This is a genomic window from Shinella sp. GW821-FHT11G07 (assembly GCF_058808115.1).
The window spans coordinates 293,702-312,695 of sequence record NZ_JBXARJ010000009.1 but is presented as its reverse complement, the minus strand read 5'-3'; the positions used below and the strand labels follow the sequence as shown (position 1 = coordinate 312,695).

The following is an 18,994-nucleotide window of genomic DNA, read 5'->3' as shown; positions in this document are numbered from 1 at the left end:
TTCATCAAAATCTCCTCATGCATATTGCCGAGAAAATTCTACTTTTGAACCCGATTAGTGCGCGGGAGGATTACCAGCTCAGTGAATCGCGCGCCGGTGGCCGGGCAGTAGCGGGAATGGGTATCCACATCGGCCAGGACACGCATATTTGGCGGAGCAGATCAGAACACTTGGGCTATATCGCGCCCTTGCCGTCGACGATGACGACGTCGGTGTGGGTATAGTTTCCGGCGCGCATGTCGCGCGAGCTTCTGGTCGTGGCGGTTCAAGCGACCGCGGCACCCGTCATGATGGCGACGACGTCGTTCATGGAGTGGGTTTTGGGCGTGACCACCGCAGCGCGCCGGCCAAGGCGCATGATGTGGATGCGGTCGGCGATGTCGAAGACGTTCGGCATGTTGTGGCTGATCAGAACGACGGGCAGGCCCCGGTCGCGGATCGAGCGGATGAGTTCCAACACCTGTCCCGTCTCGCGTACGCCGAGCGCCGCCGTCGGCTCGTCCATGATGACCAGCTTGCGGGCGAAGAGCGCGGCGCGGGCGACGGCCACCCCCTGCCGTTGGCCGCCCGAAAGCGATTCCACCGGGCTGTCGATCGCCGGCAGGCGGAACTTCAGTTCACCCATGGCGCGGCGGGCTTCCTCGCGCATGCCCTTCTTGTCGAGGCGGCGAAAGAGGCTGCCGAGAAGGCCCGGTGCGCGCCGTTCCCGGCCAAGGAAGAGATTTGCGGCGATGTCGAGCGCGGGAGCAACGGCGAGATCCTGATAGACCGTCTCGATGCCGGCATGGCGTGCATCGAGCGGCCCGCGGAAATGGACCGGCTCGCCGTCGAGCAGAATTTCGCCGCTCGTCGGGCGCACGGCGCCGGTCAGCGTCTTGATGAGCGTCGACTTACCGGCACCGTTGTCGCCGACGACAGCAAGGATCTCTCCATCCCGAAGTTCAAAATCGACACCGTCGAGCGCGGTGACATGGCCATAGGTTTTCACCACATTGCGTGCTTCGAGAACCACATGCGGAACGTCAGACATCAGCTCTTCCTCCGGGACATCTGGTCGAGCGCGACGGCGATGATGACGAGGACACCGGTCACAAGGTCCTGCCAGAGCGGATCGATGCCGGCGAGCGTCAGGCCGTTGCGCAGGACGCCAACGATGAGGGCGCCGATCAGCGTGCCGATGAGCCCACCGCGTCCCCCAAAAAGGCTGGTGCCGCCGATCACCACAGCGGTGATCGAATCGAGATTGGCGCTCTGCATGGCGTTCGGATCTGCATTGGGGATGCGCCCAAGCGCCAGCCACGCGGCGATGCCATAGATGAGACCGGCGAGCACGTAGACGGACAAGAGGTGACGGCGCACCGGGATGCCAACGAGACGGGCGGCTTCGGCATTGTTGCCGATGGCATAGACGTGGCGCCCCCACTTCGTCTGGTTTAGCAGATACCAAACGACACCATAGAGCGCGAACATGATGAGCACGCCATACGTCAGCACGAAGCCGCCGAGCTTCATCGTGTTGCCCGTCCAGGCGAGGAAGGGATCGCGCACCGGGAAGGCGCCGCCTTCCGAGATCAACCGCAGCGCCGCCGTCAGGATGCCGAGGATCCCGAGCGTGACGATGAAGGGCGGCAGCCGCAGGCCGCTGACGAGCCCCCCGGCGGCAAGCCCGGCCGCGGTGCAGAGCAGCACGGCAAAGCCCATGGAAAGCACCGGGTCATAACCGAGATTGACCAGCTTGCCCGCGACGATGGTGCCGAGCACGCAGATGGCACCGACGGCGAGATCAATACCGGCCGTCATGATCACGAGCGTCTGGCCGATCGCCAGGACGCCGATGATGACTGTCTGTTGCAGGATGATCGACAGGTTCTGGGTGGCGAGAAAGCGGGGGTTGGTCAGCGCGAAGATCACGCAGAAGCCGAGAAGGACCAGAAGCGGCCCCACCGACGGGGTCCCCAAGATGCGGGCCTTCAGGCTTCGCGGCGTCTCGGCCGGGGAAACGTTGGCTGTGGTCATGGACATCCCGTGCGTCAGGATCATTTATACGGGGCCGTTCGCCCGGTCGGGACCGCAGTGGCTCAACGCCTCAAGCGGCCCCGCCGGGAGAAAGGGGATCAGTCACCCCAGCAGTTTTCAAGGCCCCAGGCGGTGTCTTTCGATTCCAGACCCTCGACCGGCTTGTCGGTGATGAGGAAGGAACCCGTATTGACGAAGCCGCTCGGCTTGGTGCCGGACGCAGCGTATTCTATCACCGCATCGACGCCCATCGAGGCCATCTTGTAGGGGAACTGCATGACGGTAGCGGCAATCTTGCCGTCCTTGACGTCGCGCACGCCGGCGCAGCCGCCGTCGATCGAGGTCAGCATCACGTCGCCTTCCTTGCCGAAGGATTTCAGTGCTGCAAAGGCCCCGGCAGCCGCCGGTTCGTTGATCGTGTAAACGGCATTGATTTCGCCGTTCTTGGAGAGCAGGTTCTCCATTCCGACCTGGCCCTTGTCCTGCGCGCCGTTGGTGATTGCCGCGCCCGCAATCGAGGGGTCGCCCTCGGCGATGCCGAAACCTTTCAGATAGCCGTCGTGGCGGAACGTATCGACCGTGCCGCCGGGCGTACCGTCGAGCATGGCGACGACCGCCTTCTTGTCGCCCATCGCCTTGCGGGCATAGGCGCCCTGCTGCACGCCGGCTTCGAAATTGTCAGTGGCGAAGGTGGCGTCGACGGCATCGGCGGGGTCCGTCGCCGTATCGAGCGCGATCACCAGGACGCCCGCCTCGCGAGCCTTCTTGATGACGTCGAGCATGCCGGACGAATTGTTCGGCGTGACCAGGATGCCCTTGGCGCCGGCGCTGATCAGGTCCTCGATGGCGGCGACCTGCCCCTCGTTGTCGCCGTCGAACTTGCCGGCGCGGGCGATCAGCTTGGCGCCCTTCTCGGTGGCGCGGGCCTCCGCGGCCTGGCGCATCTTTACGAAGAAGGGATTGACCTCGGTTTTCGTGACGAGGCCGACGATGACCTCGTCGGCTGCGGCAGCGCCGGGGCCGAACACAAGGCCGAATGCGAGCCCGGCGGCGGCGATGCCGGCCCGCCAGGTGGTGGAACGTGCGGATGCGCGAATGCGATGAAACGACATGAAATCCTCCCAAAATTCAACGATGCCGCTGAGCCCTCCCGGCTCTTTCGGCGGGCATGGCCTCTCCTCAAAGGCCAAAGAGATTAGGTCATCTCTTTTGGATAAAGTCAAATAGTAATTACTAATCTTTTGTATATTTTTATCCCAAACAGAAACATCAGGCTGGCGTTCCGCTCTACAAGCCGCGCAACGCATGCAGGGCCGTGTGCACGCTCTCCCCGCCTGAAAGGCCGCGATAGATATCATAGGCTGCCTGATAGCGCCGTGCCTGCGGCTCGCGCGGAGAAATCCGCTCCACGCTGCGTGCGCCAAAACGTTCGGCACCTTCGGCATAGCTGTCGACAGTGCCGGCGGCAACGGCACCGTGGATCGCGGCACCAACGGCGGTGGCATTCGCGATCTCGGGCACCTCGATGGGCTGGTCGAGCACATCGGCCATGATCTGGATCAGCAGGGGGTTGGCGCGAGCAAGACCGCTCGCCATCAACACGCGTTCAGGCGCAAGGCCGCCGGCGGGGAGGAGATCGAAGATCGCCCGTGCGCCAAAACAAAGGCCTTCCATCAGGGCCAGGTAGATTTCGGCCGCCGTCGTCTGGCGTGTCAGGCCTGCCAGGAGGCCGGAAAGCATGCCATCTGCATAGGGCACGCGGTTGCCGCCCAGCCAGTCGAGTGCAACGAGTTTCCCTGCGGCTGGCGCAAGCGCCGCCGCTTCCGCATTATAGGCGCGAAAACTCTCGTCGATATCCGCGCCGCGTGGAAAGGTCCGCGCGAACCAGGCGAGCGTATCGCCGAAGCTTGGCTGGCCGGCCTCGTAACACCAGAGCTGGCGCATGGAGCCATCGAAGGCGACGCCCTCGATGCCGGGCGGCAGCGGCCGATAGATGTCGCTGAGATAGAGATAGGCCGCGGAAGTGCCGAGTGCACCGATAAAGGCACCCGGTGCCGTGCCGCCGATTGCCGGCAGCATGACATGAGAATCGATGACGGCGACGGCGACGATTGCGCGCCCTTCAATGCCCGTCAGGTCGCGCCATTGCGCAGAGAAGGAGCCAGCGGGCGAGCCAACGGCAAGCGGGTTCGCCAGCCGTCGATCGAGATCAGCTACGATGCCCTGCGGATAGCCGGCACCGGCTGAAAACTGCGCTTTGTACGCGGCAAAGCCTAGACCCCGCGCCTCCCGCCCGGTCAATTGCCACACGAGCCAGTCGCCGCTCTCGATGAAGCGGTCCGTCTCGGCCCAGATCGCCGGCGCTTCCGCCGCGATCTGCGCCGCCTTCGCCAGTAGCCACTCGCCGGAAACCCGGCCTCCGAAATTGGCGAGGAACGGATCGGGACGCGCACTGATCGCATCGGCATAGAGCTGTGCATTGTGCTTCCACAATTTGACATAGGCATGCGGCACGGCGGGGTGGAGGCGAGAGAGCGGCACGCCATCGGCGAGCGCGGGCAACGGGGAACTGGCGGTAAAGCCGAGGCCGATACCCTCGACGACACGTCCGCGCCCGAGCCGCGAAAGAATCTCGAAGGCCGCTTCCGTATAATCCTCGGCGTTCTGAAGGGCGAAGCCGGAAGGCAGGCGGGTCCCGTCTGGCAGCGCCCGGGTCATGATGCCATGCCGATAAGGATGGACATACTGCCCCACCTGCTGTCCGCTCTCGACCTCCACCAGCACGCCGCGCGCGGATTCAGATCCGAAGTCCAGTCCGATGAGATACGTGGTCACGAGGCGCCTTCCCTTACGGTCATTGTCCAATATACACAAATCCATACATAAATTGCAATCTTATGCATTATATTATACATAACTGCCGACGACACTAAACTGCGGCTTTATCTTGCCTGCCTTTCCCGCTAAACCGATCCGGCAATAGGAGTTTTGCATGGTGCGGTCGGATGAGGCGCAAGACAGACCAACGCTCGACGGCGCCGGAGGCATCCTGTCCCTGATTGCGGCTGGAAGTGCCGCTTCGCGCGCCGAACTGCTCTCGGCCTCCGGCCTATCGCGGGTAACGGTGACGCAGCGGCTGAACGCGCTGCTTTCCAGCGGGCTGGTGCGCGAGACGGAAAAGACCCTGCCGAGCGGCGGCCGTCCAACCCGGGTGCTGGCGATCAACGCGGCAAGCGGCTTCCTGCTGGTCGCCAATATCGGCGAGACCCACATCCATCTCGCCGCCATGGACGCGACGCCGGCGATCCTTTCTCAAACGACGCTGCCCTTTTCAGCGACGAGCGGCCCAGAGGCCACGCTTGCCCAGATCGCCGACGCCTTCACCGCGCTGGCGGGGGAAGCGGAGGTGACCCACGGCATGTTCCTCGGCATCAGCCTCAGCCTGCCGACGCCGGTGGATTTCAAGCGCGGCTGCGTCGTCGGCCCCTCGGTGCTGCCGGGCTGGGACGAGTTCGACATCATCGGCCACCTCAAGGCGCGGTTCGATGTGCCGGTCTATGTCGAAAACGACGTGAACCTCATGACCATCTGTGAGCACAAGCGGCGCTTTCCGGCAGTGGAAGACATGCTCTTCGTGAAAGTCGGCACGGGCATGGGCAGCGGCATGATCGCCGGTGGGCGGCTGTTTCGCGGCGCGCAGGGTGCGGCAGGCGATATCGGCCATATCCAGTTCCTGTCGGAAGACGCACCGCTCTGCCGCTGCGGCAAGTTCGGCTGCGTGGAGGCGCGGGCCGCCGGTTGGGCCATCGCCCGTGACCTCTCCGCGCGCGGCTTTCGTGCCGAGACGGCCCGCGACGTGATCGACCTCGTCGAGCAACGCAAACCCGAGGCGCTGATGCTGCTGCGCGCCGCCGGGCGCACGATCGGCGAGGTCATTTCCGACGTAGTCAGCATCATCAATCCGAGCCTGATCGTCATCGGCGGCACCCTGGCGCGCGGCGGAGATTTGATACTCTCCGGGATCCGCGAACTCGTCTACCAGCGCTGCCTACCGCTCGCCACGCGCGACCTCTCGATCACGTTGTCAACCGTGCACGAGGACAGCGCTTTGTTCGGCGCCGCCTATCTCTTGCTGGACGACGTCTATGCCCCCACGAAGATCGATCAACTTCTTGAACGGTACAGCGCCACGATGATGCGGGCCCACCAAGGCGCATAACCTTCCATCTGGCGACGATCCACTTGGGTTATTGGCCTTGCTTCTCCAACAGCAGGACGGAGATCGACCTCTTATCGTGAGGCCTTAGTGCCGGGTGCCTATGGCATTGGACACCCACGCCCTCGATGAAGACTGCCGCCAATCAGCCATCGCACACAACGCAAAACGGGCAACGTAACGTTAACCATCCAGAATGTACGGTATCGTACGTACGGAATCGTTCATTGCTTTTGGGGAGAGACAATGGCCAAAGATGGCGCATTGGGTGGGGAGTTACAGGAACGGCTCGACTTTATCGGGCTTGGAATGCAGGAAAGGCAGACCCTCAAAGCGGTTGCCAGCCGCGTCAAAGAGGCAGTACGGCCGGCGCTTGATCTCTTCTACGACAAGGTCAACACGACGCCACAGACGCGCCGCTTCTTTCCCGGCGACCAAAAGGTGGCAGAAGCAGGCAAGCGCCAGGAAGGCCATTGGGGCCTGATCCTCAGCGGCGACTATGCGCCCGACTATCTCGATGCCGTGAGGACGATTGGTTCGGTCCACGCGCGTATCGGCCTCGCGCCCCAATGGTATATCGGCGGCTACGCGCTGGTTCTTGACCATCTGGTGAAGACGCTCATCGCTCAAGCGCCCCTTCCACGCAAACGCGGGCTCTTTTCACGCCGGCAGGACACTGCGGCGGCTTGTCTTGCAGACGAAGTCGCCGTCGTGGTGAAGGCCGCTCTTCTCGATATGGAGCTCGCCATTTCCGTTTATCTCGACAGGCTTGAGGAGCGCCGGCAGGCGGCCGAGCAACAGGAGGTGGAATCGCTGGGCCAGGTTGCCGCCGCCTTGCGGCAACTCGCGGGAGGAGATCTCGGCGTTTCCATCGACGTCACCGTCTCGGCACGATCCGGGCAATTGGTGGAAAATTTCAACGGGATGGTGGAAAATCTTCGCGCGATTATCCTCTCGGTTCGAGACGCCTCCGGAAAAATCAAAAGCGGTTCCACCGAAATGGCCAATGCCTCGGAAACGGCGAGCCTCCAGTGCGAACGACAGGCCGCCGCGCTGGAACAGATGGTCACCGCGATTGCAGAGTTAGCCGCCGGTAGCCGGGCGACGACGGAGAGCGCCGCGGAAGCTTCACGTGCCGTCGCCGAAATTCGCGATCAATCGGAAGCCAGCACGATACTGGCCGGAAAGACAGTCGCAGCCATCGGCGAGATCAATGCGTCATCACGCAAGGTCTCCCAGATCGTCAAGGTTATCGATGAAATCGCCTTTCAGACCAATCTGCTTGCGCTCAACGCCGGCGTGGAAGCAGCACGAGCCGGCGATGCCGGCAAGGGCTTTGCCGTCGTCGCGCAGGAAGTGCGTGCCCTTGCCCAACGTTCAGCGGATGCTGCCAGGGAAATAGCAGCCTTGATCAAGTCCAGTTCCGATCAGGTCGCCGAGGGTGTGAAACTCGTCGGCGAGACGCGGGAATGGCTAACGGGCATCACGACGGCCGTCCAGCGAATGGATGGCCTGGTTGGCGATATCGCCACCTCAACCCGGGCGCAGGCCACTGGTATCAGCGAGATTTCCGCAGCCATCGCCCAGATCGACGAGGCAACGCAGCAGAACGCGGCAATGGTCGAGGAAAACAGCTCAGCCAGCAGCGCACTGGCACAGGAGGCAGAGGGGTTGGCCAATGTGGTTGACCGGTTCCGCACATCCCGGGAGGTCGCCTTCCTGCCATTGGCAATGACAGCATGACGACCCGGGCTGACGTTACCCCGGCGCCCGTAGAAGGCGCCACGTACCTGGCCTCACAGCGAGGCACGACGGATGCGGTCGTAGCATTCGCAGGCCCGCTCGTGCAGCACCGCCCGGTTGGTTACCCGCAGCGAACCGCGATGGTAGGAAATCGCACCGGCATCCATGAGATCGGTGCAGATCGCATTGACCGTGGCCCGTCGCAGCGCGAGCAGCATGGAGATCGCCTCCTGGGTCACGCTGTAGGTATCGCCTTCCACCCGGTCGTGTGCGTGCAACAGCCAGCGCGCAACGCGCTGTTCGGCGGTATGCAGGCTGTTGCAGGCAACAGACTCCATCAATTGAACCGTGTGAGACTTGGCGTATCGCAGCATGATCTCACGCACACACTGGAATTCCTCCAGCGCGACGTCGAGGTCGGCGGTCGTTACCCAGGAAGCCTGGCCCGGCACCTGCACGACCGAGCGGCCGAGCGAGGTCCCACCCCCCATGATCACGCTGAACCCGAGGAAGCCCTCGGGGCCGATGGAGGACTTCTCGACGCTTCGCCCGCTGCTCATTTCCGCGATGATCGAGACGACGCCCTCATGGGGGAAAACCACATGCGTGACAGGCGCGCCGTCTTCGAAAATGACGTCACCGGTGTTCATTGGCCTGACGTCGGCATGCATACGGAAGAACTCCTGGGCTTGCGGCCGGATGGAGTCGAGTATCCTGTTGCGTAGCGGTCCCATAGAATTGTCTTTTTCTTTCAATGGGTCAGCCCCGAATTTATCCGTCAAATTTTCTTAGTAGCCGGACAACCTAAATCAATCCCTAATATAAACACGGCGCCTGCACTGACACGAAGTGCGGCCTGATTACGGCTGGAGTCACCAATGGAAGACCTGCCATCGCATCACTTGTCAGAGTACATGCAGCCGTCCGACACATTCAAGCACCGTTCCGACCACGATGATCACGTCAGCGAGAGCCGGATCAGCCACATGATACAGCAAAATGCCGGCTCCCGCACGGACGGCCAAGGGGTCGAGTTGACGAAGCTGCTGGACGCTTATCAGGCAGCACTCGACCGGCACGCCATCGTCGCCGTCACCGACAGACGAAGCAGGATACTCTCTGCCAACAGGCAGTTCTGCGCGGTGAGCGGCTATCGTGAAGAAGAACTCGTGGGGCAGCCGCACCGTCTCGTCAATTCCGGACACCATCCAGGCGAATTCTTCCAGTCCATGTGGAGAACGATCGCCGACGGTCAGGTTTGGCACGGCGAGATCTGCAACCGTGCGAAGGGTGGCAACCTCTATTGGGTCGATACGACCATCGTTCCGCTCATCGGCTTCGACGGGCGCGTGGAGGCCTATATTTCGGTACGCTACGACATCACCAAGCGCAAGGCGGCCGAGCAGGCCCTGCGCGAAGAGGTCGAACGGCGGCGCGATGCCGAGGCGCTGCTCGTCGACGTCATGGAGACGGTGCCGGACGGCATTGCCGCTTTCGATGCGAATGACCGTCTTGTTCTCTTCAACCGTTCCTACGCGAACCTTCATGTGCGTTCGGCCGAGGCGATCCGGATTGGAGCCAGCTTCGGATCCATCCTGCAGCACGGCCTGGAAAACGGCCAATACGTCCTTCCGCGCAAGACAAGCGGGTCCCATCAGGCATGGCTTCGCGCCCGGTTGCGCGCGCACAGCAATCCTGGACGAAGTACGGTGCAGGAGCTGTCCGACGGTCGCTGGATACAAATTCGGGAGCGCCGCTCCACCTCCGGCCACACGGTTGGGACGCGCACCGACATCACCGAACTGAAGCGTTCGGAATCAGCCATCAAGTTCCTCGCGGAACACGATCCGCTTACCGGGCTGTTGAACCGGTCGGTGCTTTCCCAGCGGCTCGACGAAGCTGTAGCGGCCTGCCGACGCAGTCAAACTGGCGGCCTGCTGATGGTCATGGATCTCGACGGCTTCAAAAAGATCAACGATTCCATGGGCCATGCAGCGGGCGATGCGTTGCTCAAGACCATCGCACAACGGCTCATGGAAACACTCCGCCGCTCAGACACCGTTGTCCGGCTCGGCGGCGACGAGTTCGCCGTCATCGTACCGCAGCTCGGCCAGCGCGAAAAAATAGACGCGCTGGCGCAGCGGCTGCTTGCAGCAATTCAGCGTCCGGCGACGATTCAGCGTCGCACCCTTACGCCACGGCTCAGTCTCGGCATCGCACGCTTCCCTCAGGATGGGCATACGCTGGAGGTGTTGCTGCGAAAGGCCGACATGGCACTCTATCGGGCCAAAGCCGAGGGCCGCGGCACCTACCGCATCTTCACGCGCGCCATGCGCGCCCATGTCGAACAACGCGGTCGCCTTACCACCGCGCTCACCAAGGCCGTTGCCCGTGGCGCGATCGACCTCGCGCTGCAACCGCAGTTCACGCTTTGCGATCGCAAGCTCACGGGCTTCGAGGCGTTGGCGCGCTGGAACCATGAGGGGCGGCCGGTCAGTCCGTCCGACTTCATCGCCATCGCCGAGGAAAGCGGCTTGATAGGCGATCTCGGGAATCAGGTCCTGAACAAGGCCCTCGAAGCGGTCAGCGGTTTGCGGCGGAATGGCATCAAGACAGGTCCGGTCGCGATTAACATCGCCTCGGCACAGATACGGCATGCCGGCTTCATCTCCATGCTTCAAGCGAATGTTCACCGCCACGGCTTGAGACCTGGCGACGTCGAAATCGAACTTACCGAGAACATCCTGCTCGATGAAGCTGGCGATGAGATCGCCAGCACGCTGAAGACATTGCAAAGTGCAGGCTTTTCCATTGCACTAGACGACTTCGGGACTGGCTATGCCTCGCTTTCTCACCTCGGCCGCTTTCCCATTGATCGCATCAAGATAGACCATGGCTTCGTGTCCCGGATAAGCAGCACGCAGGATACCTGTACAATCGTTCGTGCGATCATCGGCCTTGCCCATGCCCTCGGCATGACAGTCGTTGCCGAGGGCATTGAAACGCCTGACCAGTTGGAGCAGCTACTGGCCTATGGTTGTGATTTTGGCCAGGGTTACCTGTTTTCGCCGCCGCTTGCGCCAGACCAGCTGGCGACCTGCTTCCGCCACGGAATGGATTTCGCCCCAACTGCAGCAGTCCTCGGCGGACCTCCCGGCGCGGCCCGACCCAACACTTGATCCTGGTTTGCGGCCATTGCACTCCGGGGCTGAAGGAGAGCCGCGACGCAAACCGCCCGGGAAGGTAGGTCGCGGCAACCGCAGCGGTGCCACTCAACCGTGGGTGAAGTGCATCGCACGATCGCCTTCATCGGAAACCGCCTTTTGTGAAAGGCGAAATGAGAACACCCGACAGGGCGGCGGTTCCCTCCCGCGCATGGTCGTGCGGATGAGGAGTTGCAGGACCGTGAAGCAATGCATAAATTGCGTCCGCGGCGCTAAGGCCGTTCAGATCACGAGGATAGAATGGCAACCGGAACCGTTAAGTTTTTCAATCAGGATAAGGGCTTTGGCTTCATCACGCCGGACAGCGGCGGGCCAGACGTATTTGTCCACGTGTCGGCCTTGCAGGCTGGCGGCTCGCTTCAGGACGGCCAAAAGGTCAGCTATGACGTTGGCCAGGACCGCAAGACCGGAAAGTCGAAGGCGGAAAACGTTCACTCGATCTGATCGAGCACCATATGCGGCCTTGCGATGTGCCAGATGAGGCGCATCGCAAGGCCGCAACCGTATCAAAGAGCGGCGGCTTCTCGCCAGTAAGATCGCCGGGAACAACCCGCACTCGCGGCGGCCGCAGATACTTCGGCAGCCGTGGTTGCAACATGACCGCGATCATCCGACAGCCCTCTCTCACTGCCGGTTTCGCCTTGCCGCTCCTCGCCGGCGCACTCATCGTTTCCGCTCTTGCTGCTCTTGGTAGATGTCAGCGTGACGAAGAGCCCCTTTGATCGTCAAACGTGTCTGAAGCCCTCGCTATCGAGCGGCTTCTTTTGCTCAGTGCCGGGCGAAGCAGATTTATTGTGCAGCGCAGCAACTATATCCCCATCCAGGGGTTAGAGTGGACGCGCCATCCCGGCGCGTCACCTGGAGCACCCGATGAGATCCTTATCCGATACACTCGAACGCCTCGCGCGGATGCGGTCGAGCAAACCCGCCACACCAACCGCCTCCTCCATCATGAGGAAGCTCGACCATTTCGGGAGCAACCCTGGCGCCCTGTCAGCCTGGCACCATATACCCAAGCAATTGCCGGTCGCACCGGCCTTGGTGGTCGTGCTGCACGGCTGCACGCAGACCGCCGCCGGCTACGACGCCGGTTCTGGCTGGACCGCGCTGGCCGATGACTACGGCTTCGTGGTGCTCTTTCCCGAACAGGTTCGGCAGAACAATGCGAACCTGTGTTTCAACTGGTTCAACGTCGCCGATACGCAGCGCGATCGGGGCGAGGCGCTGTCCATCCGGCAGATGATTGCGACGATGGTCGCTGCCCACCCTATCGATGAACGGCGGATCTACATCACTGGCCTCTCGGCGGGCGGCGCGATGGCAAATGTCATGATGGCCTGCTACCCGGACGTGTTTGCGGGTGGCGCCATCATCGCCGGCCTTCCCTATGCTGCCGCTTCGAGCATTCCGGAGGCGTTTGATCGCATGCGCGGTCACGGACTTGCCTCCACCAATGGCGCGCAGGCAAGCCTACGCGCCGCCTCGCGGCATGATGGCGCGTGGCCGACGATTTCCGTCTGGCATGGAACGAGCGACAAGACGGTGGTTCCCGAAAATGCGGCGGCGATCGTCGCGCAATGGCGCGGCGTGCATGGCCTGGCGGACCACCCGACCGCATCGGAAACATTTAACCGGCATTCCCGATCGGTGTGGCGTGATGCGCACGGCAGGGATGCGATAGAGCTTTACCAGATCTCCGGCATGGGACACGGAACACCCATCGACGCATCCTCGGGCTATGGCAGGGGCGCACCCTTCATGCTCGATGTCGGCATATCCTCCACGGTAGAGATCGCACGAAGCTGGGGCCTTGTCGCCTCCTTCGAGCGTCGAGAAAATACGAGGCCCGAAACATCGCGGGAGCAGCCGGCCGCGCGCCAAACGCCGCCAAGCGGCGGCGCTGAAAACAGGATTCAATCAGTCATCGAGAAAGCACTGCGCTCGGCCGGGCTGATGAAATGAGAAGCCGGTCCCCAGCCTATCGCACTCTACGTTCCGCCCGGCGGAACGTCATCTCCGCTCGAAGGCTTGTGAGTCCAGTCCACCCGAAAATGTGATCGGATTTTCGAATGCCTACTGAAAAGACATTGAACGACCTCTTCCTTGATGCGCGGAAGAAAGAGGTCGGCGTTCAGGGTTCCCAAATCGCTTGAGCGCCGGTCATTATAGGATGACGTATTGGAGCCCAGAGGTTCTGGCGCCGCTGCGAGGCGGCGTAAAGTGGACGATGCGCGATGGCTGACGATTGCACTATCCCCGCCCGGCAAGGTTGGGGGGTGTCTTAGCGCTTGGTCGCCATCCACAGAACATGGCGAGCACCACCGCGCTTGCCATTGGCGCGCACGTTCACCTCGTCGGTAGCAAAGCCTACGTCACGCAATCGGCGTGTAAAAGCGCTATCCGGCGCAGATGACCAGACGCCCAGCACCCCGCCTGCCCGTAGAGCAACCTTGGCGGCACGAAGGCCGTTGTGGTCATAGAGGCTGTCGTTGGAGGCGCGCGTCAGACCATCGGGACCGTTGTCGACATCAAGCAGGATGGCATCGTAGGCGGCCTTCGTCGACCGGATCAGCGCACCGACATCACCGACATGGATCTTGACGCGTGGATCATCGAGTGTGCCGTTGTGAAGATCTGCCATGGGTCCGCGCGCCCAATCGACGATCGCCGGAACCAGTTCCGCGACAACGACATGGGCGTCGTCGACCAGGGCGCCAAGGGCGGCCCGCAACGTGAACCCCATGCCGAGGCCGCCGATCAATATGCTGGCGTTTTTCCGACCGGCAATCCGCTCGCAGCCAAGCGTCGCCAGTGCCACTTCCGAACCGCTCAGCCTGCTGTTCATCAGCTCTGTCGCGCCAAGCATGATGGAGTATTCGCTACCCCGCTGCTTCAGGCGCAGCTCGCCGCCATCACCGGGAATGGGTGCACGATCCAGCTGAATCCAAGGAAGCATCGGCGTATCTCATTGTTTTGTACAAAGGGCCTCGTAACATGAGTGCAGTGATAAACACATCACCTTATCGATGAACCGGAAAGTAATGAACCGCGTCAGTTCACGGCCCCTGTGCCGAACAGGAACGAGTGAGCGGTTTCACCTATGCTCCCATCTGACAGGGCTTTATGTGCCTGGCCTTTGTAATCGACGCCTTCGCCGGCTAGCGGTTAACCCGAACCGGCGGCCCCACATCACTGATGCTCGGCTCCTCACAGAAACCCAGGACGAAGACGACCCGCTTCCGAACCGTTTTCATCTCAAAGCGCCGGCGCATTGTCTCAACGCCTGCAATACAGGAGCGTCCCGGCATGATGGAGCACACCATCGACAAAATCACCGTCGGCCGTGAAGTCGGTATCGTCCCGGTACTCGATATGGTCGTCGGAAACGTCATATCGTCCCTGGTAGGCGCTTTCGCGCTGGCCACGCGCCTCGTCACAGCGCCTGTTCGCAAGCAGTTCATGCCGGATGCATCCGTCCGCGGTTACCCACAGGCCGACATAAGGATGGGCGATCGCATCCCGCATCACTCGACCCTTCCCAAGAACGTTTCGATGGTTTGCGGCTCTACGACCCAGGCATAGTTGGCTCTGCGCCATCAGTAAGTTCCGGCTGTTTGTCATAGCCACCTCCTCCTTGACGCCACTAGAACCTTTCGGGGGCTTCAAGGCACGCCCCATGGCCCCTCGTCACCACCTAGGATGTCGCGCGAAACCGATCAGGAGGTGCACCGGGTTCTGCTCGAGGTCATCGTGGAACAGGTCCGGGTCCAGGTCCTCACCAGTCGTGTGTCGATCGATCATGGCGCGCAATCGTTGGATACCAGCGTCCGGACACCGCAACGGGAATTGAATCGCGTGGGCACCGATTTTCGCGGGTTGTCGAGCGCAACAAGGGTTCCGCGCCCCACAGAAGTCCCACAACACACCAACGGCTCGATCACGCAGGTATCGGCCGAATTGGGATATTCGTCTCCAGCCAACTTCGGGCGCACTTTCCGAAAGGCAACCAGCCGCGGGCCATGGGAGTTTCGCTCGACTGTCTCGTGTTGACAGGCCCACATCGACCGTTCGGCAACACGAACGTCACTTGGCAATACCAGCTGTTTGGCGAATCTAGACAGCTGTGGTCGTCAATGACCAGGGGATGCGAGCGGTCACTCTTCCTCTATGGCGCCTCGGTCCATTCGCATTTGCCGCACCATGTTTCGTCCCGCGAGCGCCAGTTCAAACAAGAAGACAACGAGCGATCCAATGAGCGAGAGGATGGCTCCTCCGAAGAACCAGAAGAGGTTTTCCTGGCGCAATTCGATGGCAAGAGTGCCAGCGAGCAGATTTAAGATTGCGCCACCCGTGCAAATGCCGGCCAACACGCCAAGTGTCACCGCAACTTCAAGCACAAGTGCCCTTCGCCGCAAATAGGCAAGCTGCGACCGAAACATCTTATTTTGCTGCTGCCCACGATCGGCGATCTCGTTCAGCCGGTCCGATACTCTCCCGAGGCGAATGGTATAGATGCTGACAAAGCCTGCGGTGCCGGCCAACAAGAAAACCGGCGCGAGAGACGTTTGGATGACGACGGCAAGGTCGCTGACAATCGGCGGTGTATCCATCAGTACTCCTCAGGTGTCCACCGCAGGCATTCGAGGCCACCCGGCCTGCGATCAGCCCACGTAGACGCCGACGTAGCGGCCGCTGTAGTTCTGGTAGCGGGAGCCTCGGCAGCCCGGCATTGCGGCCGGAAACCGGCCCCGAGATCGACTTTCACCTGTTTCATGTCACTTGTCCTCTTGTTGGGAGGATGTTCGCGAGCATCCCAAAGATTTGGTCGTGTCGCTCGCGACCGCTTCATACCGGCAATCATTGCTTCTGGCCGGGCTTTCGCCTTTCAAAGCCGAGAGCCTCGCGCATTTCGGCAACCAGTAAATCGATAAGCTCCAGCCATTCGCGGGTTCGTTCTTCGCGCAAATCTTCGGGCGTGGTCTGCGCAACCCTGGAGAGGGCGGCCTCGGCTTCGGCGAGTTCCGTGCAAAGATCGCAGAACGCCTCACTATGGTTCATCAGTCTGCGGATGGCGAGTTCGGCGTGCGGAAGCCGGTGCGCCGCAGCAGTAAACGAAAGCTCCTTGCCGATCAGTCTGCCGTTCATCCCCATCACGCCCCTCCGAGCAGCCATAGACTAGGGGGAGCTCCGCAGTACGCCCAGCGAGTTTCTGTAACCTACGTTGTATATTGCAGCGCCGAGCTTGTTGGCGAACGTTTGCCGGGTTCCGAAACCACCCGCGCAAGTAGCGGCTCTCTCTATTGCCGCGCAGACACCGGGTATGTAACCTGTCGCAGAGCGGTGCCTCTCGAACGAGGGACAGCGGTCTATGCAATCGGGGGGTTGCCGTGACTTATCCTGCCGCATTCAGAGCGGGCACGTCGCTTTCCAGCGATGACAGATGTCGCGCCCAACTTGCCCGCATCCTGCGGAGCCCCGATTTTGATGCAACCGATCGCGAACGCCGGTTCCTTCAATACATCATCGAAGAAACGCTGGCCGGACGGGGCAGCCGGATAAAGGCCTATACGATTGCCGTGGAAGTATTTGGCCGGGACAGTGCCTTCGATCCGCAAAACGATCCGATCGTGCGCATCGCCGCCAGCCATCTGCGCCGCGCTCTCGAACGGTATTACCTAATGGCGCCGACGGCGGAAGACGTTTTCATCACAGTCCCCAAAGGAAGCTATGTCCCCACCTTCTCGGTGCTGTCTCCCAGCGACGCTGATGCGCCGGGAGAGGCCAGTGGAAAACAAGGTATATCGGAGCCAAGCACTGACGTGGCTACGCCGGCTCGGCAGACCCCGAGCGACGAGGATGTTCGCGCCCAGGTCGAACGCATCGTTTCAAGCCCGGAGTTCCACAGTGCCGGGCGCGGAGCGACCTTCCTGACTTACATCGTCGAGGAGACACTGGCGGGCCGCGCCCAGCGCATCAAGGGCTATTCGCTCGCGATCGAAGTGTTCAAGCGGGATGAGAGCTTCACGCAGGACGATCCCGTCGTGCGCATAGAGGCGGCACGCCTGCGGCGGGCCCTCGAGCGTTATTATCTGGTGGCCGGCCAGCGCGACCCGCTCAGGATAGACGTTCCCAAAGGCGGCTACGTGCCCGTCTTTCGCTGGAACACCCCGCTGACGGGAGAAGCCGAGCCCGTAGCGGCGCCGGATGCGATACAGCCCGCGACCGTTGCGAGGTGGCGTTACAGCAGCGGTCTGATCGCGGGCCTCATGGCGGTTATCGCCGTCATGGCACTCGCCTACTGGATAGTCGATCGGCCCGGTTCGGTATCGTTTTTCCAGGCCGGAACCGCGTTGGAGGCCGATGGACCCACGCTCGTAGTCGCGCCCTTCGCCAATCTCGGAGAGGGTCCGAACGCCGCCCTTTATGCGCAGGGGATGACGGAAGAGCTCCTGACGGCGCTTCCGCGTTTCAAGGAGATAAACGTGTTTGGTCGAGAGACGTCGAAATCGCTCTCGCCGGATGTCGATGTATCACAGATCCGCACGGAGCTCGGTGCGGGCTATCTGCTCGCTGGTGGTGTGCGGGCCTCTGGTCACCGCATTCGCGTGACCGCGCGGCTTCTCGACACGTCGGACGGCGCAATCCTGTGGGCGCAGGACTACGACGATGATCTGCAGTCACGCGATTTGTTTGCCATTCAGACCGACATTGCAAACAAGGTTGCCACCGCCGTCGCGCAACCCTACGGCATCATGGCCCGCGCAGACGTCGCGGCGGCGCCGCCCAACGATCTCAGCGCCTACAAATGTACGCTGGACTTCTATGACTATCGCTCGGAACTCAGCGTCGAGCGTCATGCCGAAGTGAGGGAATGCCTCGAGAATGCCGTGGCCCTGTATCCGGGCTACGCGACCGCCTGGGCAATGCTGTCGATCACCTATGTCGACGAGGAGCGTTTCCGGTTCAACCCGAGATCAGGCACGCCGACGCCCGTGGAGCGGGCACTCCAGGCCGCGCGGCGGGCAACCCAGCTTGATCCGAGCAATACCCGCGGTCTTCAGGCGCTGATGATGGCGTTGTTCTTCAACCGGCAATTCGCCGAGTCGATGCGTTTCGGGGAGCAGGCGCTTGCAACAAACCCCAACGATACCGAGCTTATGGGGGAGTTCGGGACGCGCCTGGCCATAGGCGGGCAATGGCTGCGCGGCGCGACACTTCTTGACCGGGCGCTCGCGCTCAATCCCGGTGCCGCCGGCTACTATCATGGAACCCGCGGCCTCTCCGCCTATATGCTGGGCGACTATCCGACCGCCGTCGCGGAGATCAAGCAGGCGGATCTGCAAAAATTCCCGCTCTTTCACATCGTCGCCGCGGTCATCTATGCAGAAGTGGGCATGGATGAGGAAGCCCGCCGGGAGGGCGAGATCTTCGTGCAGATGCGGCCGGATTTTCTTCCCAACCTCACCGCTGAACTTACGCTGAGGAACATCCGGCCCGTCGACCAGACACGTCTGATCTCCGGAATCCGCAAGGCTGGATTGCCCGTGCCCGATGACGTGGGACCGGGTACCTCCGTCTCGTCAACGACCTCTGGGCTTTGATCGCACTCCGCTGGAAGGTTACCCAACAGGCCGGGGAGTGAACCAGTGCGCTGCCATCGACGGGAGGTCGCAACCAGGCCGCCATGTTTGAGCCAAAGGCTCTCGATTCAAAGACAACGGTACGCCGAGCACACAACAGGTTTCGAGTTGCCGCCGGTCTATGAAACAAAAGGTGCCGGGGTAACCGCCCCGGC

General features: G+C 61.9%; 16 protein-coding genes. 7 read left to right on the top strand and 9 right to left on the bottom strand.

Translation table 11 applies throughout. The features are described from left to right. Nucleotides 1–224 (top strand): hypothetical protein (locus tag AC1RT2_RS19510; RefSeq protein ID WP_493104546.1); only part of this gene is annotated, 224 nt, incomplete at its 5' end. 41 nt (nt 225–265) lie between these two features. Here AC1RT2_RS19510 and AC1RT2_RS19505 read toward each other — a convergent pair. The 4 genes from AC1RT2_RS19505 to AC1RT2_RS19490 form a co-directional block, all read right to left on the bottom strand. Continuing rightward, on the bottom strand, nt 266–1,030 hold the full coding sequence (locus AC1RT2_RS19505) for an ATP-binding cassette domain-containing protein (protein ID WP_493104544.1): 765 nt from the start codon (nt 1,028–1,030) through the stop codon (nt 266–268). Continuing rightward, nucleotides 1,030–2,016 (bottom strand): ABC transporter permease, encoded by a 987-nt coding sequence (locus tag AC1RT2_RS19500; protein WP_493104542.1) that lies wholly within the window; start codon nt 2,014–2,016, stop codon nt 1,030–1,032. The genes AC1RT2_RS19505 and AC1RT2_RS19500 overlap by 1 nt, the downstream gene beginning before the upstream one ends. Before the next feature lie 98 nt (nt 2,017–2,114). Beyond that, nucleotides 2,115–3,128, bottom strand: coding sequence for a substrate-binding domain-containing protein (locus AC1RT2_RS19495; RefSeq protein ID WP_493104540.1), 1,014 nt, complete (start codon nt 3,126–3,128; stop codon nt 2,115–2,117). A gap of 175 nt (nt 3,129–3,303) precedes the next feature. Next, complete coding sequence (locus tag AC1RT2_RS19490; protein ID WP_493104538.1) at nt 3,304–4,851, bottom strand: FGGY-family carbohydrate kinase; 1,548 nt, start codon at nt 4,849–4,851, stop codon at nt 3,304–3,306. Nucleotides 4,852–5,008: 157 nt separating this feature from the next. Here AC1RT2_RS19490 and AC1RT2_RS19485 point away from each other — a divergent pair, with 157 nt between their 5' ends. Beyond that, nucleotides 5,009–6,235 (top strand): ROK family transcriptional regulator, encoded by a 1,227-nt coding sequence (locus AC1RT2_RS19485; RefSeq protein ID WP_493104536.1) that lies wholly within the window; start codon nt 5,009–5,011, stop codon nt 6,233–6,235. A 243-nt stretch (nt 6,236–6,478) separates the two neighbouring features. Then, nucleotides 6,479–7,975 carry a methyl-accepting chemotaxis protein gene (locus AC1RT2_RS19480; protein WP_493104534.1) on the top strand — a complete coding sequence of 499 codons (1,497 nt, stop codon included), beginning with the start codon at nt 6,479–6,481 and terminating at the stop codon, nt 7,973–7,975. Between the two features lie 53 nt (nt 7,976–8,028). On the opposite strand, the gene AC1RT2_RS19475 is transcribed toward AC1RT2_RS19480, so the two are convergent. After that, nucleotides 8,029–8,646, bottom strand: coding sequence for a Crp/Fnr family transcriptional regulator (locus tag AC1RT2_RS19475; RefSeq protein WP_493104532.1), 618 nt, complete (start codon nt 8,644–8,646; stop codon nt 8,029–8,031). 207 nt (nt 8,647–8,853) lie between these two features. Here AC1RT2_RS19475 and AC1RT2_RS19470 point away from each other — a divergent pair, with 207 nt between their 5' ends. The 3 genes from AC1RT2_RS19470 to AC1RT2_RS19460 all read left to right on the top strand — a co-directional run bounded on the left by AC1RT2_RS19470 (nt 8,854) and on the right by AC1RT2_RS19460 (nt 13,161). After that, nucleotides 8,854–11,154, top strand: a complete 2,301-nt coding sequence (locus AC1RT2_RS19470) for a putative bifunctional diguanylate cyclase/phosphodiesterase (protein ID WP_493104530.1) — start codon at nt 8,854–8,856, stop codon at nt 11,152–11,154. Nucleotides 11,155–11,439: 285 nt separating this feature from the next. Beyond that, the gene (locus AC1RT2_RS19465; RefSeq protein WP_069063263.1) at nt 11,440–11,643 is read left to right on the top strand and encodes a cold-shock protein; all 204 of its coding nucleotides are present in this window, start codon (nt 11,440–11,442) and stop codon (nt 11,641–11,643) included. 426 nt (nt 11,644–12,069) lie between these two features. Further along, nucleotides 12,070–13,161 (top strand): extracellular catalytic domain type 1 short-chain-length polyhydroxyalkanoate depolymerase, encoded by a 1,092-nt coding sequence (locus tag AC1RT2_RS19460; protein WP_493104526.1) that lies wholly within the window; start codon nt 12,070–12,072, stop codon nt 13,159–13,161. 319 nt (nt 13,162–13,480) lie between these two features. Here AC1RT2_RS19460 and AC1RT2_RS19455 read toward each other — a convergent pair whose 3' ends face one another. The 4 genes from AC1RT2_RS19455 to AC1RT2_RS19440 form a co-directional block, all read right to left on the bottom strand. After that, nucleotides 13,481–14,155, bottom strand: coding sequence for a spermidine synthase (locus AC1RT2_RS19455; protein ID WP_493104524.1), 675 nt, complete (start codon nt 14,153–14,155; stop codon nt 13,481–13,483). A gap of 320 nt (nt 14,156–14,475) precedes the next feature. Continuing rightward, on the bottom strand, nt 14,476–14,724 hold the full coding sequence (locus AC1RT2_RS19450; RefSeq protein ID WP_493104522.1) for an Atu4866 domain-containing protein: 249 nt from the start codon (nt 14,722–14,724) through the stop codon (nt 14,476–14,478). A gap of 629 nt (nt 14,725–15,353) precedes the next feature. Continuing rightward, entirely contained in the window at nt 15,354–15,809 is a 456-nt protein-coding gene (locus tag AC1RT2_RS19445) for a DUF2721 domain-containing protein (protein ID WP_493104520.1), read from the bottom strand. Nucleotides 15,810–16,056: 247 nt separating this feature from the next. After that, nucleotides 16,057–16,344, bottom strand: coding sequence for a hypothetical protein (locus tag AC1RT2_RS19440; protein WP_493104518.1), 288 nt, complete (start codon nt 16,342–16,344; stop codon nt 16,057–16,059). A gap of 242 nt (nt 16,345–16,586) precedes the next feature. Between AC1RT2_RS19440 and AC1RT2_RS19435 the strand changes: the two genes are divergently transcribed. Then, on the top strand, nt 16,587–18,800 hold the full coding sequence (locus AC1RT2_RS19435) for an adenylate cyclase (protein ID WP_493104516.1): 2,214 nt from the start codon (nt 16,587–16,589) through the stop codon (nt 18,798–18,800). Nucleotides 18,801–18,994 lie beyond the last annotated feature (194 nt).

What these genes read in the sequence shown, in the direction of transcription:
- AC1RT2_RS19505 (WP_493104544.1), bottom strand. Translation starts at nt 1,030, where the DNA reads ATGTCTGACGTTCCGCATGTGGTTCTCGAAGCACGCAATGTGGTGAAA.
- AC1RT2_RS19500 (WP_493104542.1), bottom strand. Translation starts at nt 2,016, where the DNA reads ATGACCACAGCCAACGTTTCCCCGGCCGAGACGCCGCGAAGCCTGAAG.
- AC1RT2_RS19495 (WP_493104540.1), bottom strand. Translation starts at nt 3,128, where the DNA reads ATGTCGTTTCATCGCATTCGCGCATCCGCACGTTCCACCACCTGGCGG.
- AC1RT2_RS19485 (WP_493104536.1), top strand. Translation starts at nt 5,009, where the DNA reads ATGGTGCGGTCGGATGAGGCGCAAGACAGACCAACGCTCGACGGCGCC.
- AC1RT2_RS19480 (WP_493104534.1), top strand. Translation starts at nt 6,479, where the DNA reads ATGGCCAAAGATGGCGCATTGGGTGGGGAGTTACAGGAACGGCTCGAC.
- AC1RT2_RS19475 (WP_493104532.1), bottom strand. Translation starts at nt 8,646, where the DNA reads ATGCATGCCGACGTCAGGCCAATGAACACCGGTGACGTCATTTTCGAA.
- AC1RT2_RS19470 (WP_493104530.1), top strand. Translation starts at nt 8,854, where the DNA reads ATGGAAGACCTGCCATCGCATCACTTGTCAGAGTACATGCAGCCGTCC.
- AC1RT2_RS19465 (WP_069063263.1), top strand. Translation starts at nt 11,440, where the DNA reads ATGGCAACCGGAACCGTTAAGTTTTTCAATCAGGATAAGGGCTTTGGC.
- AC1RT2_RS19460 (WP_493104526.1), top strand. Translation starts at nt 12,070, where the DNA reads ATGAGATCCTTATCCGATACACTCGAACGCCTCGCGCGGATGCGGTCG.
- AC1RT2_RS19455 (WP_493104524.1), bottom strand. Translation starts at nt 14,155, where the DNA reads ATGCTTCCTTGGATTCAGCTGGATCGTGCACCCATTCCCGGTGATGGC.
- AC1RT2_RS19450 (WP_493104522.1), bottom strand. Translation starts at nt 14,724, where the DNA reads ATGCGGGATGCGATCGCCCATCCTTATGTCGGCCTGTGGGTAACCGCG.
- AC1RT2_RS19445 (WP_493104520.1), bottom strand. Translation starts at nt 15,809, where the DNA reads ATGGATACACCGCCGATTGTCAGCGACCTTGCCGTCGTCATCCAAACG.
- AC1RT2_RS19440 (WP_493104518.1), bottom strand. Translation starts at nt 16,344, where the DNA reads ATGAACGGCAGACTGATCGGCAAGGAGCTTTCGTTTACTGCTGCGGCG.